This window comes from Pseudomonas mandelii (assembly GCF_002251635.1).
In the GTDB taxonomy this organism is placed as follows: Bacteria; Pseudomonadota; Gammaproteobacteria; order Pseudomonadales; family Pseudomonadaceae; genus Aquipseudomonas; species Aquipseudomonas mandelii_B.
This window is the reverse complement of the sequence record NZ_NMOJ01000126.1, coordinates 65,814-83,033: the sequence shown is the minus strand read 5'-3', so window position 1 is coordinate 83,033 and position 17,220 is coordinate 65,814. Positions and strand designations below refer to the sequence as shown.

14 protein-coding genes and 1 pseudogene are annotated in these 17,220 nt (G+C 60.4%); 7 read left to right on the top strand and 8 right to left on the bottom strand.

From position 1 onward, the window contains the following. Positions 1 to 282: 282 nt before the first annotated feature. Both hexR and B7L09_RS17580 read right to left on the bottom strand, forming a co-directional pair. A complete protein-coding gene (gene hexR, locus B7L09_RS17585; protein WP_008027445.1) occupies positions 283 to 1,149 on the bottom strand; it encodes a transcriptional regulator HexR in 867 nt (288 codons plus the stop codon). A gap of 134 nt (positions 1,150 to 1,283) precedes the next feature. Further along, the gene (locus B7L09_RS17580) at positions 1,284 to 4,154 is read right to left on the bottom strand and encodes an EAL domain-containing protein (RefSeq protein WP_094469912.1); all 2,871 of its coding nucleotides are present in this window, start codon (positions 4,152 to 4,154) and stop codon (positions 1,284 to 1,286) included. A 258-nt stretch (positions 4,155 to 4,412) separates the two neighbouring features. On the opposite strand from B7L09_RS17580, the gene uvrD reads away from it, so the two are divergent. The 3 genes from uvrD (at position 4,413) to B7L09_RS17565 (ending at position 8,324) form a co-directional block, all read left to right on the top strand. Next, entirely contained in the window at positions 4,413 to 6,596 is a 2,184-nt protein-coding gene (gene uvrD / locus B7L09_RS17575) for a DNA helicase II (RefSeq protein ID WP_094469911.1), read from the top strand. Between the two features lie 312 nt (positions 6,597 to 6,908). After that, positions 6,909 to 7,781: a Tim44 domain-containing protein gene (locus tag B7L09_RS17570; RefSeq protein ID WP_094469910.1), complete on the top strand. Its 873-nt coding sequence runs from the start codon at positions 6,909 to 6,911 to the stop codon at positions 7,779 to 7,781. 135 nt (positions 7,782 to 7,916) lie between these two features. Further along, positions 7,917 to 8,324 (top strand): SMI1/KNR4 family protein, encoded by a 408-nt coding sequence (locus B7L09_RS17565; protein ID WP_017739032.1) that lies wholly within the window; start codon positions 7,917 to 7,919, stop codon positions 8,322 to 8,324. A 21-nt stretch (positions 8,325 to 8,345) separates the two neighbouring features. Here B7L09_RS17565 and B7L09_RS17560 read toward each other — a convergent pair whose 3' ends face one another. Then, positions 8,346 to 10,109 (bottom strand): cation:proton antiporter, encoded by a 1,764-nt coding sequence (locus B7L09_RS17560; RefSeq protein ID WP_094469909.1) that lies wholly within the window; start codon positions 10,107 to 10,109, stop codon positions 8,346 to 8,348. A 204-nt stretch (positions 10,110 to 10,313) separates the two neighbouring features. On the opposite strand from B7L09_RS17560, the gene B7L09_RS17555 reads away from it, so the two are divergent. Further along, the gene (locus B7L09_RS17555) at positions 10,314 to 10,796 is read left to right on the top strand and encodes an acyl-CoA thioesterase (protein WP_094469908.1); all 483 of its coding nucleotides are present in this window, start codon (positions 10,314 to 10,316) and stop codon (positions 10,794 to 10,796) included. Positions 10,797 to 10,857: 61 nt separating this feature from the next. On the opposite strand, the pseudogene pdxY reads toward B7L09_RS17555, so the two are convergent. Next, a pseudogene (gene pdxY / locus B7L09_RS17550) lies at positions 10,858 to 11,721 on the bottom strand (pyridoxal kinase PdxY); the annotation flags it as partial. Between the two features lie 120 nt (positions 11,722 to 11,841). On the opposite strand from pdxY, the gene B7L09_RS17545 reads away from it, so the two are divergent. Then, positions 11,842 to 12,255 carry a DUF3301 domain-containing protein gene (locus tag B7L09_RS17545; RefSeq protein WP_094469907.1) on the top strand — a complete coding sequence of 138 codons (414 nt, stop codon included), beginning with the start codon at positions 11,842 to 11,844 and terminating at the stop codon, positions 12,253 to 12,255. Here B7L09_RS17545 and B7L09_RS17540 read toward each other — a convergent pair. Further along, positions 12,252 to 13,217 carry a CobW family GTP-binding protein gene (locus B7L09_RS17540; protein ID WP_094469906.1) on the bottom strand — a complete coding sequence of 322 codons (966 nt, stop codon included), beginning with the start codon at positions 13,215 to 13,217 and terminating at the stop codon, positions 12,252 to 12,254. The genes B7L09_RS17545 and B7L09_RS17540 overlap by 4 nt on opposite strands. Positions 13,218 to 13,244: 27 nt before the next feature. On the opposite strand from B7L09_RS17540, the gene B7L09_RS17535 reads away from it, so the two are divergent. Next, positions 13,245 to 13,601, top strand: a complete 357-nt coding sequence (locus B7L09_RS17535) for an NADH:ubiquinone oxidoreductase (RefSeq protein ID WP_094469905.1) — start codon at positions 13,245 to 13,247, stop codon at positions 13,599 to 13,601. Here the strand turns inward: B7L09_RS17535 and B7L09_RS17530 are convergent. Next, positions 13,598 to 14,248, bottom strand: a complete 651-nt coding sequence (locus tag B7L09_RS17530; protein WP_094469904.1) for a DUF1826 domain-containing protein — start codon at positions 14,246 to 14,248, stop codon at positions 13,598 to 13,600. The two genes, B7L09_RS17535 and B7L09_RS17530, sit on opposite strands and share 4 nt — an antisense overlap. Beyond that, complete coding sequence (gene zigA, locus B7L09_RS17525; protein WP_094469903.1) at positions 14,248 to 15,456, bottom strand: zinc metallochaperone GTPase ZigA; 1,209 nt, start codon at positions 15,454 to 15,456, stop codon at positions 14,248 to 14,250. The genes B7L09_RS17530 and zigA overlap by 1 nt, the downstream gene beginning before the upstream one ends. A 143-nt stretch (positions 15,457 to 15,599) precedes the next feature. On the opposite strand from zigA, the gene B7L09_RS17520 reads away from it, so the two are divergent. Beyond that, positions 15,600 to 15,977 (top strand): glutamine synthetase, encoded by a 378-nt coding sequence (locus tag B7L09_RS17520; protein WP_094469902.1) that lies wholly within the window; start codon positions 15,600 to 15,602, stop codon positions 15,975 to 15,977. Here B7L09_RS17520 and B7L09_RS17515 read toward each other — a convergent pair. Then, positions 15,974 to 17,170: an N-acetylmuramoyl-L-alanine amidase gene (locus B7L09_RS17515; protein WP_094469901.1), complete on the bottom strand. Its 1,197-nt coding sequence runs from the start codon at positions 17,168 to 17,170 to the stop codon at positions 15,974 to 15,976. The two genes, B7L09_RS17520 and B7L09_RS17515, sit on opposite strands and share 4 nt — an antisense overlap. Between the last annotated feature and the right edge of the window lie 50 nt (positions 17,171 to 17,220).

Genomic DNA, 17,220 nt, shown 5'->3' with positions numbered 1-17,220 from the left:
TCTTCGTATTGCCGGGCCATTTTGAGTCTCCCAATGCGAGTACGGGGANNTCANGATAGGCGCGCGGGATGACGGTTTGGCGGCGGGCGGGTTACAAAATGATGAAGCTCACAGGTTGGCTGCGAACCCTGTGGCGAGGGAGCTTGCTCCCTCGCCACAGGGTCCGCGCTCGAACTTGGGGTCAATCGTCGAGGGCTTTCACCGATTGAATGGAGGTTGGCTGCGAACCCTGTGGCGAGGGAGCTTGCTCCCTCGCCACAGGGTCCGCGCTCGAACTTGGGGTCAATCGTCGAGGGCTTTGACGGATTTAGGCGAGAGACGAAGGCTGCGCAAGCTGCGCTTCACGCTCTTGAGGTGGTTGACCAGGCTCGGCCCGCGCGCCATGGCCACGCCCATCGCCAGCACGTCGATCACCACCAGGTGGGCGATACGCGAGGTCAGCGGCGTGTAGATTTCAGTGTCTTCATGCACATCAATCGCCAGGTTGACGGTCGACAGCTCGGCCAACGGCGTCTGGCTCGGGCACAACGTGATCAACGAGGCGCCGCTCTCACGCACCAGGTTGGCCGTGATCAACAAATCCTTGGAACGCCCGGACTGGGAAATACAGATCGCCACATCAGTCGGTTTCAGCGTGACCGCCGACATCGCCTGCATGTGCGGGTCGCTATAGGCCGCTGCGGTGAGCAGCAGGCGGAAGAATTTGTGCTGGGCATCCGCAGCNACCGCGCCCGATGCGCCAAAGCCGTAGAACTCGACGCGCTGAGCCTGGGACATCAGCGACACAGCTCGCTGCAACTCCACCGGATCGAGCTTCTCGCGCACTTCCATGAGGGTGTGCAAGGTGGTGTCGAAGATTTTCAGGCTGTAGTCGGCGACGGAATCGTCTTCGTGAATCGCAAACTGCCCGAAGCTCGCACCGGCCGCCAGGCTCTGGGCCAGTTTGAGTTTCAAGTCCTGGAACCCGGAGCAACCGATGGCGCGGCAGAAGCGCACGATGGTCGGCTCACTGATGCCCACGCTGTGGGCCAGGTCGGCCATGGAACTGTGCATCACAGCCGCAGGATCAAGCAGCACGTGATCGGCAACCTTGAGCTCCGACTTGCGTAAGAGGTGGCGTGACTGGGCGATGTGTTGCAGCAGATTCAAGGGACAGGACTCTTGTTATTGGCGGGTGCCGGGGATGTAGCAAGCTTGTAGTTATACTACATGAATCGGCTTTTTGCCTGCTCAATGCGTAACTCGATGTCCCCATTCCACGCCACATGCGCTCCATGTAGCACTTACAAGGGTTTTGCGTCCTCACGTAAAAGCGCAGCCAGGCCATCGGCTTCGACCGGCCGACTGACCAGATAACCCTGCACCTCATCGCAGCGCTCGGCTTTCAAGAATTCCAGCTGCTCTGCCCGCTCCACACCCTCAGCCACCACTTTCAGCGACAAACCATGCGCCATGGCGATGATCGCCCGGGTGATCGCCGCGTCCTCGCTGCCCTGCCCCAGNCCGCGAATAAACGTCTGGTCGATCTTCACGTAGTCCACGGGGATACGCTTGAGGTAACTGAGGGACGAATAGCCCGTGCCGAAGTCATCAATGGCCAGCTTCACGCCCAAATCGCGCAGTTGCTGGAAGGTNGCGATGATGTGTTCGACGCTGTCCAGCAACTGGCTTTCGGTGAGTTCGAGCTCCAGGTAGTGCGGGGCCAGGCCGGTTTCTTCAAGTACCTGGCGCACCAGGCTGACCAACTTGCCCTGGCGCAACTGATGCACTGACAGGTTCACCGACACGCGAATCGGCTCAAGCCCCTGCCGTTGCCATTCGCAGGCCTGCCAACAGGCTTGGCGCAACACGAACTCGCCGATCGGACCGATCAAGCCGGTTTCCTCGGCCAGACCGATAAAGTCCCCCGGTGGCACGCGGCCCATGGTCGGATGATCCCAACGCACCAAGGCTTCGGCTGCGTTCAGGCGACCCGTCTCAAGGCAAAGTTTGGGTTGGTAATAGACTTGCAGTTGCTTTTCGTCGATGGCTTTGCGCAGCTGATTTTCAAGCTGCAATCGCTCAAGGGTGCTGGCCTGCAAGCTTTCAGTGTAGAACTGGAAATTGTTGCCGCCCAAGTGTTTGGCGTGCTGCATGGCCATGTTCGATTGGCTGACCAGCGCGGAAATCTCCCGCGCATTATCCGGCAGCAGGCTGATGCCCATCGAGGCGCTGACCACCAGTTCATGACCATCGACGGTGATCGGCAAACGCAATTTGGTCGACAATCGGGTCGCCACGCGGGCCAGGCTCGACAGGTTGCCGTAGGCGTCGAATATCACCGCAAATTCGTCACCGGAAAGCCGCGCAATGGTGTCTGCCTCGGGCAATGCGTTGACCAGCCGCCGGGCCATTTTCTGCAACAGCTGATCCGCGACTTCATGGCCGAGGCTGTCATTAAGCAGCTTGAAGCGGTCCAGGTTGATATGCAGCAGTGCCAGGCTGCGCCCGCCCTGACGCACGCGTTGGTGAGCTTCGCGCAGCCGTTCGCGAAACAGCGAGCGGTTGGCCAGGCCCGTCAACTCGTCATAGTGAGTGAGGTAGCGCATGCGCTCTTCGGATTCACGCCGCGCGGAAAGATCGGCGAAGAAGCCGACAATATGACTGACTTTTCCGCGAGCATCGCGCACTACATTCAGTTGCAGCCACTGCGGATAGAGCTCGCCGTTCTTGCGGGTTTCCACCAGTTCGCCCTGCCAGGTGCCGTGCTGTTCCAGCGCATGATGGATAGCGCCGTAGTGTCGGCGCGCATCGCGGCTGCACGGCAACTCGACGACGTTGCGCCCAAGCATGTCTTCAATGTCGTAGCCGGTGACGCGGCTGAACGCCTGATTGACTGCGATCAGCGCGTAATTGGGGTCGAAAATCACGATGCCTTCACTGGCCGCCTCGAACACCGTCGCCGCCAATTGGCGCTGTTCTTCCTGGCCCTTGCTCGCGCTGATGTCGCGGCGGGTGCCGACCATGCGGATCACCCGACCATTGTCGCTGCGCTCGACCGCCCGCCCACGGTCCTCGATCCAGACCCAGTGGCCGTCGCCATGCCGCACCCGGTATTCGATCTGGTAATCCTCGCTGCGGCCTTTCAGATGCTCGACGAGAGCACGGCGTAGCGACGGCAAGTCTTCAGGGTGAAGGCGCGGCTTGAGGTGGCTGAGCATCGCGGTGACGAATTCCGGTTCCAGGCCGAACAACTCCTGAAGCTGGGTGTGATGGACTTCGTCAGTTTGCAGGTTCCAGTCCCACAGCCCGAGTTCACTGGCCTTCAACGCCAGCGCCAGCCGCGCTTCGCTCTTGCTCAGGGCCTGGTTGGCCGCGTCCAGTTCAAGGCTGCGCTGGGCGACCCGGTTTTCCAGCTCGACTTGGGCTTCGCGTAACTTGTCTTCGGCGCACCGGCGGTGATCAATCTCTTTGGCCAGCTCGTGATTGAGCTGGTCACCGCAGCTCTGCGCCTGCTGCAGATGCTCGATCAGGGCCTGATTCTGGAAACGCCGCAGCAAGCCGCTGTCGATCAACCGATTGACCTGCCAGGCCACCACGCTCAACGCGCCCAATAAAATCAGACCGAACCAGCCCCAACCCTGGCCTTGTTCATCGCCACCCCAGAACAGATAGGTGATGGCCGGCAACAGGCAGGGCAAGGTAAAGGACAGAAACGCCGGCAGGCTGACCGCGTAGGCGACGCTCGCCGAAAGGGCGGCGGCGCCGATCAGGCCGAATACCCAGGCTTGTTGCATGAAATTATCAGCGGGGACCAGGGCGATGCCGGCACCGGCCAGGGTCAGGCCTGTCATGGCGGAGCCCAGCAGGAACATTCGACGCCAGACCGGATGAGCCTGGCGATTGGGAATGGCCGAATCGAAGGCCGCGACTTGAATCACCCGCAGGGCCACCAGCGATAGAAGCCAGATCAGCCAGACGCTGACGATGAAGTAGCGCTGCGGACTCCAGAGCAGTCCGGCACAGACCAGACCGTTAATCAGCATGAACAGCGTGGGCAGCAGCGAGCCTTGGTAGAGCAGGCGCGTGCGCTCGACCGCCATTTCCATGGCGTACTGCTTGCGGATAACCCGGGGCTCCACAGAAGGGCCCGACAGGTCAGAGCTGAGGGTCATAGGCAATGTTCTTGTTCTTATAATGATGAGCATGAGCCCGAAACGTGGACGGAGCATACACAAGCCGATGCCCTTACCAAACTGCCCCAGATCATAAAATCGACAAAATTTCAGCCCCCCGCCGCCCCCTGAAAACCCTTGGAGCGAGCCCCGTCAACGCTTGCAGCCAGTGACTGACCGGTCGTCATCCGCGCTTCTTTTATCGGCTAATGCAAAGCTCGGTTTGCCCGGTGTGACGGCGCACCCTAGAATGCCCCGATGCGCGATGATCTCTCTCTTTTGCTGAACTCCCTCAACGATGCCCAACGCCAGGCCGTAGCAGCCCCCGTTGGCCGTCAGTTGGTCCTGGCCGGTGCTGGCTCCGGTAAAACCCGAGTGCTGGTGCACCGTATCGCCTGGTTGATCCAGGTCGAAAACGCGTCCCCGCATTCGATCCTGTCGGTAACCTTCACCAACAAGGCCGCTGCCGAAATGCGTCACCGCATCGAGCAGTTGATGGGCATCAGCCCCGCTGGCATGTGGGTGGGCACGTTCCACGGCCTGGCACACCGCCTGTTGCGAGCGCACTGGCAGGAAGCGGGCTTGAGCCAGACGTTCCAGATCCTCGACAGCGACGACCAGCAACGCTTGGTCAAGCGCGTGATCCGCGANCTGGGGCTGGACGAGCAACGCTGGCCGGCCCGTCAGGCTCAGTGGTTTATCAATGGGCAGAAAGACGAAGGTCTGCGTCCGCAACACATTCAAGCCAGCGGCGACCTGTTCCTGGCGACCATGCGCAGCATTTATGAGGCCTACGAGGCCGCTTGCCTGCGCGCCGGTGTTATCGACTTCTCCGAANTGCTGCTGCGCGCCCTCGACCTGTGGCGCGACAACCCCGGCTTGCTGGCGCATTACCAGAAGCGCTTCCGGCACATTCTGGTGGACGAGTTCCAGGACACCAACGCCGTGCAGTACGCCTGGTTGCGCTTGCTGGCCAAGGGCGGTGACAGCCTGATGGTGGTGGGCGACGACGACCAGTCGATCTACGGCTGGCGCGGCGCGAAAATCGAGAACATCTACCAGTATTCCGACGACTTCCCGGACGCAATCACCATCCGCCTGGAGCAGAACTACCGCTCCACCGCCGGCATCCTCAAGGCTGCCAACGCGCTGATCGCCAATAACACCGGGCGCATGGGCAAAGAGCTGTGGACCGACGGCGGCGAAGGCGAAGCGATCAACCTGTACGCCGCGTTCAACGAACACGATGAAGCGCGCTATGTGGTGGAAACCATCGAAAGCGCGCTGAAAACCGGTTTGGCGCGCAGCGATATCGCCATCCTGTATCGCTCCAACGCCCAATCGCGGGTGTTGGAGGAAGCCTTGCTGCGCGAACGCATCCCGTACCGCATCTATGGCGGCCAGCGCTTCTTCGAGCGGGCGGAAATCAAGAACGCCATGGCCTACCTGCGTTTGCTGGAAGGTCGTGGCAACGATGCGGCGCTGGAGCGGGTGATCAATATCCCGGCGCGTGGCATCGGCGAAAAAACCGTCGAAGCTATTCGCGACCACGCGCGCCACGCCGATGTGTCGATGTGGGAAGCCATGCGCTTGCTAATCGCCAATAAAGGCCTGACCGGCCGCGCCGCCGGTGCTTTGGGTGTGTTTGTCGAGCTGATCGAGAACCTTGCCGCCAAGTGCATGGACATGCCGCTGCACCTGATGACTCAGACGGTTATCGAGCAGTCCGGGCTGATCGCCTATCACGAAGCGGAAAAAGGCGAGAAAGGCCAGGCCCGGGTAGAAAACCTTGAGGAACTGGTCAGCGCCGCCCGCGCGTTCGAAAACACTGAAGAAGACGAAGACCTGACGCCATTGGCGGCATTTCTTGGCCATGCGTCGTTGGAGGCTGGTGATACCCAGGCCGACGAGCACGAAGACAGCATCCAGCTGATGACCTTGCACAGCGCCAAGGGCCTCGAATTTCCGTATGTGTTCCTGGTGGGCATGGAAGAAGGCCTGTTCCCGCACAAGATGAGCCTGGAAGAGCCCGGCCGCCTTGAGGAAGAACGCCGCCTGGCCTACGTGGGCATCACGCGTGCCATGCAGAACCTGGTGATGACCTATGCCGAGACCCGACGCCTGTACGGCAGCGAAACCTACAACAAGGTGTCGCGCTTCGTACGTGAAGTGCCGAAGGGGCTGATTCAGGAAGTGCGCCTGTCCAACAGCGTCAGCCGCCCGTTCGGCGGNGGCCAGCAACAGAGCTCCAGCAGCCTGTTTGGCGGCAGCGAGATCCCGGACACCGGGTTCAGCCTCGGTCAGGCCGTGCGGCATTCGGTGTTCGGCGACGGCGTGATCCTGAACTTCGAGGGCGCCGGGGCTCAAGCTCGCGTGCAGGTGAACTTCAGCGAAGGCAGCAAGTGGCTGATGTTGGGTTACGCCAAGCTGGAGGCGATCTAAAGCCCGCCAGAGAACTAATGCAGGAGTGGGCTTGCTCGCGAAGGCAACGCTGCGGTTTTTCATAAACACCCGCCAATGGGGCGGAATCAGCCTGATAACGGCCGGGGTGGTCATGCTGGCCTTGCGACGCTAGATATCCTTCCTGCAGAACTTATCCACTTGTCCTACAGACCAAAGTTAACAGGCCCTATTGCGCTGACCGAAGCTGAACGCAACCTGTCAGGCAAAAGCCCGAAACACTCTGCCGCTAGCCAGTAACACAACACCTGTGCAACATGGCGCGCGTGCAATCCACAAATGGGAATTCCCTTTATGAAACGTTTTCTTAGCATCGCCATGGCGTTGTGCATCGGCTTGACGATGAGCCTCGACGCCAACGCCAAGCGCTTCGGTGGCGGCAAAAGCATGGGCTCGGCGCCGACTCACCAGACCAGCCAAATGGCTCCATCCGCCGGTGCCGGTGGTGCTGCTGCCACTGCGGGCGCGGCCGGTGCCGCTGGCGCTGCCGCCAAGGCCGGCGGAGCTTCGCGCTGGCTCGGCCCTCTGGCCGGTATCGCAGCCGGTGGCCTGCTCGCGTCCATGTTCATGGGCGGCGGCTTCCAGGGCATGCAGATCTTCGACATCCTGATCATGGCCGTCATCGCGTTCCTGATCTTCCGCTTCATCGCCGCTCGTCGTCGCAAGCAACAGGAGCATCTGGCTCCAGCTGGCGCACCGATGCAACGTGAAGTGTTCGAGCAGAAGCCTGCCGGCATGGGTTCGATCTTCGGCGGCTCGGCAGCACCTGCTGCCGCTCGTCCGGTAATCAACGCGCCAGCCTGGTTCAACGAAGAGCGTTTCGTCGAAGCGGCCCGCAGCCACTTCCAGTCCCTGCAGCAGCACTGGGACGCCAACGAGATGGACAAGATCTCCGAGTTCGTGACCCCGCAACTGCTGGAGTTCCTCAAGCGCGAACGCGCCGACCTGGGCGANGGTTTCCAGTCCACCTACATTGATAACCTCAATGTTCAANTGGAAGGTGTGGATGATCGCGCCGACAAGACCATCGCCACCCTGACCTTCAGCGGCGTGTCGAAGACCTCGCGTTTCGACCAGGGCGAAGTGTTCAGCGAAAGCTGGAACATGGAACGCGCCCAAGGCGAAAACCAGCCTTGGCTGGTGGCCGGTATCCGCCAGAACGGCTGATCCCCTCCGCGTTATGCATGCTGTAATAGAAACCCCGGCCTCGGCCGGGGTTTTCTATTTCGCAGTTGCATCTGTAGCGAGCTACTGTATAAAACGCCCCTATAAACCGCGCCATCTAGCAAGAGGATCCCGGCCGTGGAAGAAATCATCGAACAATTGCGTGAAGCCAACGAACCGGTCCCGGTTCCTCTGGAGCTGCCTGACGAAGACCAACTGGTGGAAATCGAAGAACAACTGTTCATCGACATCCCCTTTGTCTTCCGCGAATTCCTGCTGACCGTCAGCGACGTGGTGTATGGCAGCCTGGAGCCGGTGACCGTCACCGACCCGCAATCCCACACCTACCTGCCGGACGTTGCCGCCAACGCCTGGGATGCCGGTGTTGACCGCAGCATGATCCCGATCTGCCAGGACGGCGACGACTACTACTGCGTCGAAGAAGACGGCACCGTGGTGCTGTGGTCCGGCGAAGAAGAACTCGTCACCGAAGAAACCTGGGAATCGGTGTGGCACTGGGCACGGGACGTCTGGCTGGAAAGCTGAGTCGTCTGACACGCCGCGTGGTCAATGCCCGGACGATTCCTTGTGGTTGTCCAGCGTTTCGAGCAAGGCCACCTGCATCCGCGTGTGCACGCGGATAAACCAGCGCCAGAGCAGCGCCGCCACCGTGGCGGCGACCACGACAATCAGCACCAGCAACTTGTTGGTCGGCAGAATACTGGCCGACAAGGCTGCCAGTAGCAGGAAGATCACCAGCAGCGAGAGGATCGGGATCACTTCGGCGATCACCCGGCGCACTCGCTGCGTGTGGCGCCCTGCCATCTCCGGCTTAACGCCCATCTCCGCCAACAGCATCGACAGCGCCTTGAGCTTGCGATACGCCGCAATCAGGAACGGCAGCGACAACAGCAACGCCGCACCCCAGATCAACGCTTTCTGCCAGCTCGGATCACTGATCCAGTCTTGCAGGTACGCGGACATGCGTTCGGCGAAATACGCGCCGGAAAAGAAGATCGCAATCACCAAAGCCAGATTCACCCCGACCTGCAACAGAATCTTTCGGATCATCGACGCCAGCAACGCGCCCTCGCCCTGAGGCTGGATACTGCGCAGCCACTCGCCATACATCCCCAACACTCGACCCAGTCGCTGCGGCATCACCGCAGCAAGCTTGATCGACAGCGGATCAGCCGCGCGGATCAGATACGGCGTCAGCAACGTGGTAAGCACCGAAACTGCCACGGCGACCGGGTAGAGGAAGTTGCTGGTGACCTGCAGCGTCATGCCCAGCGCGGCAATGATGAAGGAGAATTCGCCAATCTGCGAAAGCCCCATTCCCACGCGCAGTGAGGTGCGTCCGTCATTCCCGGCGATAAAGGCCCCGAGACCGCAGGAAAGCATTTTGCCGAGCACAACGGCCACAGTGATCACTGCGATCGGCCAGGCGTATTGCAGCAGGATCATGGGATCGAGCATCAAGCCGATGGCCACGAAAAAGATTGCACTGAACATGTCTCGCACTGGCTCGATCAAGCGCTCGATCTTAATCAACTGGCGGGACTCGGCCATGATCGCGCCGATCAGGAACGCGCCCAGCACCATGCTGTATTCCAGCTTGACCACCAGCAGGCAGAAGCCGAAACACAGACCCAATACGGTGATCAGCAGCATCTCGTTGCTTTCGAACTTGGCCACGTAGGCCAGCAGGCGTGGCACCAGCAAAATGCCGATGACCAGCGCGACGATCATGAACAGCGAGAGCTTGCCGACCGTGGAAAACACTTCGCCAGAACTGACCGTGCCGCTGACCGCGATGCTCGACAGCAAGGCAATGATGCCGATACCGAGGATGTCCTCGACGATCAGCACGCCGAAGATCAGCTGGGCAAAGCGCTCGTTCTTCATCTTCAGGTCATTCAGTGCCTTGACGATGATGGTGGTCGAGGAGATCGCCAGGATCGCGCCGAGGAACAGCGAGTCCATGGTGTTCCAGGCGAACCATCGGCCGATNTCGTAGCCGATCCAGATCATCAGNACAATTTCGAGGAACGCCGCGATAAACGCCGTGGCNCCGACCTTGAACAACTTGCGCAGGCTGAACTCGAGGCCCAGGCAGAACATCAGGAAAATCACCCCGAGTTCAGCGAGCGTCTTGATGGTTTCCTCGTCGTGGATCAGGCCGAACGGCGGTGTGTGCGGGCCGATGATGAAGCCGGCGACGATATAGCCCAGCACCACCGGCTGTTTGAAGCGGTGGAACAGCACCGTCACCACACCTGCGACCAACATGATCACTGCCAGATCCTGAATAAAACTGATGGCATGCATGGTGTGGGGCTCCTTGAGGTGGACGTTCGGAGGTTAACACCGCGACTTCCGCCAGAAAGGCGGTGCAATATATGGAAACAGATCGATCCGGCGTGACGGCGACCAGCTGCCCGGCGTCCCGATAACTGTGGTTTGAAAAAAACCGACCAGGCACCCGCAGAGGTGCCGCCCTTCCGCCATTCTGCCTTGACCCGTGAGNGTGCTATGGAACCCGGAAACGCCCAGCTGTCGATGACGGTATTGATGACCCCTGACATGGCCAACTTCTCAGGCAATGTCCACGGCGGCACCCTGCTCAAGTACCTCGACGAAGTGGCCTACGCCTGCGCGAGCCGTTACGCGGGCCGCTATGTCGTCACGTTGTCGGTCGACCAGGTGATCTTTCGCGAGCCGATCCATGTCGGCGAGTTGGTGACCTTCCTTGCCTCGGTCAACTACACCGGCAACACCTCAATGGAAGTGGGCATTAAGGTGGTGACCGAGAACATCCGTGAGCGCTCGGTGCGCCATACCAACAGCTGCTTTTTCACCATGGTGGCCGTGGACGACCAGCGCAAACCCGCCGCCGTACCGCCGCTGCAGCCGCAGAACAGCGAAGACAAGCGCCGCTTCATCCAAGCCCAGCAACGTCGGCAGATTCGGCAGGAACTGGAAAAGCGGTATCAGGAAATCAAGGGCGATGCCTGAGCCGTTCAGCCCGTTTGATGGTGTGCTTTAGATAGCCTTCGCGAGCAAGCCCGCNGAGGCTGATCGCAGTCGCTTCGAACTTCACCCGCGGATGCGCAATCCGGTCCTGAGCTCGCACCAGTTCCAGCTCATANCTGGCGCAGGCCTGGGTTTCCAGCAGCACTTCATGCACCGCAGCCGCCGTAAACTCGAAGGCCGCCAACAGGCTGTCGCCCAACAGCACACGCGCCAGAAACAGCCCCGACGTCAAGTCACCCACACCCACCGGCTGACGCGGAAACGCCAGCAGCGGACGCCGCAGGTGCCAGCTGCCTTCGGCCGTTACCAGCAACATCTCGAAGCCATCCGCCGGTTTGCCGGGATAGTCCAGATGCTTGACCAACACCGCTTTAGGCCCACGCGCCAGCAGTGCGCGCGCCATTGCCAGGCAATCGAACAGCGACTGCGGCTTGCGCCCCGAGAAGCTGTCCAGCTCCAACTGGTTCGGGCACAGGAAATCCGCCAGGGCGGCCGCCTCGTCCAGCAGGAAATCGCTGACTTCCTGGGGCACGATACAACCCTTTTCCGGGTGACCCATCACCGGGTCGCACAGGTACAGGGCCTTGGGGTTGATGGCTTTGATCCGCGCCACACCCGTCAGAATCGCACGGCCCTGGTCCGCACTGCCGAGGTAGCCGGACAGCACCGCATCGCAGTTGCCGAGCTCGCCAATCGCCGCAATNCCTTCCACCAACTCGGGGATCTGGTGCGGCGCCAGCACTTCACCGGCCCACTGGCCNTACTGAGTGTGATTGGAGAATTGCACGGTGTTGAGCGGCCAGACGTTCACCCCGACCCGCTGCATGGGGAACACCGCGGCGCTGTTGCCAGCGTGGCCGAACACCACGTGGGACTGGATGGCGAGCAGATGGGGCGTACGTTTCATGCGGTGTGTTTTCCGTCAAACGATTGAAATTCGAGCCGCGCAGTATGCGACTAAACACGGCCTGTACGACAGACCGGCGACGCAGTTAAGCTGGCACTATCTTGTTGGAGCAACCTGTTGATGCTGACCCTCGGAAATATCTTCGTGTTGATGCTGCTCGCCACTGGCGGCGCATGGCTGTGGCACAACCACGGGCTGCGCGAGCGCGCGCTGGAACGGGTCAAGCTGCATTGCACCAAGCTCGGCATCGAGCTGCTGGACGGCAACGTGGCATTGAAAAAGATCGCGTTCATCAAAGATGCCAACGACCGACGGCGCCTGGCCCGGGTGTACAACTTCGAGTTCACCGTGACCGGCGAAACCCGCCACCCCGGCACTATCACCCAGTTCGGCGCCCACAGCGCGCAGATCGAACTGGCGCCTTACCCGATGCCGTTCGACGACACGCCTGCGGTGGTCGACGTGGAGAAGCCTCGCGCTGAAGTGATCGAGCTGAGCCAGTGGCGGCAAGAACACACCAAGTGGCGTCCTTAACCGGTCAGACAGTCGCCCAACGCTTTTTGCAGTGAAGCCATTTCCTGCTGCTCGTCGAAAATCAATTCGATCCGCGAATCCTGGCGCCATTCACTCGGCTGCCATTCCAATGGCGAGTTATCCAACGCATTGGCTGACACCCAACCGTCGACGCTGTGGATAACCAGCTTCGCCCGCCGCCAGGCAATGCTTTCAAGCCACTGGCCCACGCGCGCCACATCGAAAGTCTGAGTCGGATGCCAACGCCAGCCGACGCTCCAGCCGCCCTCCTGCGCCTGACTCAGGCAAATCGGCAGCGCAGGATCGATCCAGATGGCCGGCATCTGCGCCAATCCCTTGGGCACGATGAAGTTATCCACACCCGCCTCCGCCTGAACGCCAAGGCCCGGTAATTCGCTTAACGGCAGGCACGCGTGCTGGGTCCAGTACAACGGGCGAGCAGGCAGCTGCGCGGCGATTCGCTGGCGATCATTGACGTCGAGACCTTCCGCCTTGTTCAGCAACAACAATCCAGCATTGCTCAACGCCTCCTGTTGCGCCTCGGGCAATGGTTTGCCGACCGCGAGCGCCTGGGCATCCAAAACCAGTACACATGGTTGTACCGCCAGTACGCCTTGCCACGGCGCCTCACTTAACTGCCTGAGCAACTGCGCCGGATGCCCAAGCCCCGAAGGCTCGATGAACAGCCGATCCGGCCGTGCCTTGCGCAGCAACCGCCCGAGGCCGATCTGAAACGGCGCTCCGTTCACGCAACACAAACAGCCCCCGGCCACTTCCCCCAGTGCGATACCATCGGCGTCCTGGGTCAGCAGCGCGGCATCGAGGCCGATCTGGCCAAACTCGTTGATCAGCACCGCCCAGCGTTCGTTGGCCGGGCGTTGGGCCAGCAGGTGCTTGATCAGGCTGGTCTTGCCCGCACCCAATGGGCCGGCAATGACGTGAGTGGGAATGTTCTGCAACATGGTCGATGTTTTCTGAGGAGGTAATGGATGCGGTTGATGGGATTGTCGTTGGTGTTGGCGCTCTGTTCCGGCGAGGCGCTGGCACAGGCGTGCGTAGTACATAGCACGGCCGAGCGACTCGACGTAAAAGTCTGCCAGCAGAACCGCAACATCCCGCAAAAGCTCTTCGCCGACGGCTTCTGCCAACCGAACCTGCCCGGGCAGAAAGTCGACGTGCAATACGTCGACCAATGCCCCAAGGGCGCGTTCGGCGTGTGCAGCAACGCCCAAGTCGCCAATATGCCTTACCGGCAAGATATTCACTATTACGGCGTGGCGACCGATGCGGCGTATCTGAAGCCGTTTTGCGAAGGCCAAAGCCAAGGCAACTGGCTCAAGCCTTAACCCAGCCAATCCAGGGTCAGAATCAAACGACGTTCGCCCGGCGCGGGTTGCGGCGAACGGTGGATCAGGCCGAATCCTTCATTACCGTGCCATTTCTCGCCTTTGAGCAGTGCCACTTCGCCGCTGGCAATGTGCTCGACCAGCGAATTTTCGGTGGGTTCGGCCTCAGGCTTGCCCAGTTTCTGGCGATCCATCACCCCTTCTTTCAGCCACTGACTGCCGATGCCGCAATACGTAGTAATCAGCCGCACCGGCACATGATCGACGTGAAAGCGCGGGCACATGGCCTTGTCCAAGACCCGCACGCGCAGGCCGATGCGTTTGGCGCCCAGCAGACAGGCGAATGCGCTGACCAGCCAGGACACGTCGGCAATGAAACCGGCATAGCCTTCGAGATCGCTGAATCCTGAGGCCAATCCATGCAGATTGGGTTCGGTGTCTTCGTTGGGTAACTCCAGGACCAGCGACTCGGCCAGTGGCTCGTTCAGGGACAGCAACATGCACCCGAAATCACTGATGTGCGCCGGGAGCTGGCGCTGCCAGACGGCCAGGTTTACCCCGTCTTCAAGAACTCGAGTCAGGGTTTGTGGCGTTTCACCTAGAACCTGATGAACGACCGGCCTCGGCTTCAGGCTGGGCGCCAACATCAGGCGGCAACCTCTTCGTGCCAAGGACCGAACGGATCTGACAGCAAACGCCAACCCTCGACACCCAAGGCCATTTCATCATCGCTCAGCAGGCAATTGTCGAGTTCAGCGGTGAGTTGCGCGAAGTCGATGTTCTGACCGATGAACACCAGTTCCTGGCGGCAATCGCCGGTGGCGGCCGTCCAGTTTTCCATGATACCGGCCGTACTTTCTTCGTCCTGCGGCCACTGGGTTTTCGGCACGAAGCGCCACCAGCGCCCGGCGAAACCATGGCGCATCAAGCCACCGGCCTGAGACCAACTGCCCGCATCCTGATGCTTGCTGGCCAGCCAGAAAAAGCCTTTGGAGCGCAGCAGTTTGCCGTTCACCCACGGTCGATCAATGAAGCTGAAAAAACGTTGCGGATGAAACGGTCGACGGGCTCGGTAGGCCGTCGAGGCGATGCCGTACTCCTCGGCTTCCGGCACGTGCTCGCCGCGTAACTCTTGCAGCCAACCTGGCGCTTGAGCAGCTTTCTCAAAGTCGAAACGCCCGGTGTTGAGGATTTCCTTCAGGGGGACTTCACCCATGACCATCGGGATGATGTGCGCCTGAGCATTGAGGCGTTCAAGGATCGCGATCAGCTCTTCGCGTTCGTGGCGGCTGATCAAATCGATCTTGCTGATCAAGATCACGTCGGCGAACTCGATTTGCTCGATCAGCAGGTCGGTGATCGAGCGTTCATCTTCTTCGCCGAGGGTTTCGCCGCGTGAGGCCAGGCTTTCAGCGGCCTGGTAGTCGAGCAGGAAGTTCATGCCATCCACCACGGTGACCATGGTGTCCAGGCGCGCAATATCGGCCAGGCTCTGCTCGTTTTCATCACGAAAGGTGAACGTTTCTGCCACGGGCAACGGCTCGGAAATACCAGTGGATTCGATCAACAGGTAATCGAAACGTCCATCCCTGGCGAGTTTGCTGACTTCTTCGAGCAAGTCTTCGCGCAAAGTGCAGCAAATGCAGCCATTGCTCATCTCCACGAGTTTTTCTTCGGCGCGGTTCAGGCTGACATCGCGTTGGACTTCGCTGCCATCGATGTTGATCTCGCTCATATCGTTGACGATCACGGCGACTCGAAGATTCTCGCGGTTACGCAGGACGTAGTTGAGCAGCGTGCTTTTACCGGCGCCTAGAAAACCTGACAGGACGGTCACGGGGAGACGATTGGGCATCAGGTTTTCCTCACAGAGATGCCCGATCGCAGTGTCGGGCTGATTTGAATGTTATAGTATAACAACGCAATCAAGCCAGCCCGCTCTTGTCCTCCTCGATAAAGGGCACGATGCTGAAACCCGCCCACTCCGTGAGAACTCCCATGCGCATTGCCCTGAAATCAGCGCTGATAAGCTTTTCGCTGTTGTTTGCCGTAGGCGCCTGGGCGCAAGTGCCGAGCCTGGCGAAGTGCACCCGAAGCGCCAATCTGCTCGCCTGCGTGGATGCCGATGGCAATGCCTATAGCGTCAACACCGTTGGCAGCACGATCTATTTGCGCGGTTTCGAAAGGGTGGGCAAACGCTATTGGGCGCAGACCAACAGCCGTTACGGTCAGCTCACGTTTTTCACCGGTATTGCTTCCGACGGCGAAGCCTGGGTCGGTTACAACCGGCGAGTCGGCTGGACTACGATCAATCGCTTCTCCAGCTCTGGCGGCAGTAGCGCCAGGTTCACCTGTAGCAGGATCAGCGGCTGCTAGGCCTGCGCTTTTTTATGCTGCTGTTGCCAGGCGATGAAGCTATCAAGCGGCGGGGTCTTCTGAAAATAGCGCTGCAATCCTTCGAACAATCCATCAGCCACAGCCTGCTGATGGCGTGCGGTCACCAGTCGCTGGCTGTCGCGAGCGTTGGAAATGAAGCCGGTTTCCACCAGGATCGATGGCACGTCCGGCGACTTCAGCACCGCGAATCCCGCTTGTTCCACGCGCTTCTGATGCAGCGTGGTGATGCCCGCCAGGCTGTCGAGCACGGTGCTGCCCAGCTGCANGCTGGAGGCGATGGTGGCGTTCATCGACATATCGAGAATCACCCCGGCCAACATCGGGTCCTTGTCCTTGAGATTGAGCAAGGTCGTGGCGCCCAACAGGTCCGCGCCGTTCTCCCGCTGCGCCATGAAACGCGCCGTGGCCGAGGTGGCGCCTCCTTCCGACAAGCAATACACGGAGGCACCTGAAGCGGTGAGACGCGGCGCCGCGTCCGCATGCACCGAGATGAACATATCGGCGTTGTGCTTGCGGGCGATCTCGACGCGTTTACGCAGCGGAACGAAGAAGTCGTCGTTGCGCACCAGCTTCACATCGAAGCCCTTCTCGCGTTTCAGTCGCTTGGCCAATAGCTGGGCGATGGACAGGACAACGTCTTTCTCTCGTTCCCCTTTGGCGCCCAGCGCACCGGGGTCTTTGCCGCCGTGACCGGGGTCGACCACCACGATGATGTCGCGCTTGGGGTGAGCCTTGTCGACGGCCGCTTCAGGCGCGACTGCGATGTGTAACGGCGCTGCCGTCTTCAGATCAAGCACCAGCCGATCGCCTTGCCCATCCTGCGGCGGCAAGAGAAAACTGTTGAGCTGCACCGGGCCGTTGAGGTCGAGGACGATCCGCGTATCGCCCTGACCAAAATGCCCGGAACGGATCGAGCGAATGACAGTATTGCCAAGGGCCAGTTGACTGAAGTCGCCGCTGAGGCTGGCACCACGCAGGTCAATGATCAGCCGCTCGGGAGCGCTCAGTGAAAAGGTTTTGTACTGCACCGGCCCGCTCAAATCGAACACCAGACGTAGCTTGTCATCCGATCGCCAGAGCCGCGCGTTGCGAATCTGCGTGGCCGAAACACCAAAGGGCAAAGCGAAGGCCGCGCAGGCCAGCATCCAGTTGAGCAGGTGACGTCTGTGCATGTTGGAAGCCGCTCGTGAAAAAGGCATGGTCGATTTCAATGTAATAACAT

Coding starts and splice junctions, on each gene's coding strand:
- B7L09_RS17555 (WP_094469908.1), top strand. CDS start 10,314: ATGGAACCCGGAAACGCCCAGCTGTCGATGACGGTATTGATGACCCCT.
- B7L09_RS17545 (WP_094469907.1), top strand. CDS start 11,842: ATGCTGACCCTCGGAAATATCTTCGTGTTGATGCTGCTCGCCACTGGC.
- B7L09_RS17540 (WP_094469906.1), bottom strand. CDS start 13,217: ATGTTGCAGAACATTCCCACTCACGTCATTGCCGGCCCATTGGGTGCG.
- B7L09_RS17535 (WP_094469905.1), top strand. CDS start 13,245: ATGCGGTTGATGGGATTGTCGTTGGTGTTGGCGCTCTGTTCCGGCGAG.
- B7L09_RS17530 (WP_094469904.1), bottom strand. CDS start 14,248: ATGTTGGCGCCCAGCCTGAAGCCGAGGCCGGTCGTTCATCAGGTTCTA.
- zigA (WP_094469903.1), bottom strand. CDS start 15,456: ATGCCCAATCGTCTCCCCGTGACCGTCCTGTCAGGTTTTCTAGGCGCC.
- B7L09_RS17520 (WP_094469902.1), top strand. CDS start 15,600: ATGCGCATTGCCCTGAAATCAGCGCTGATAAGCTTTTCGCTGTTGTTT.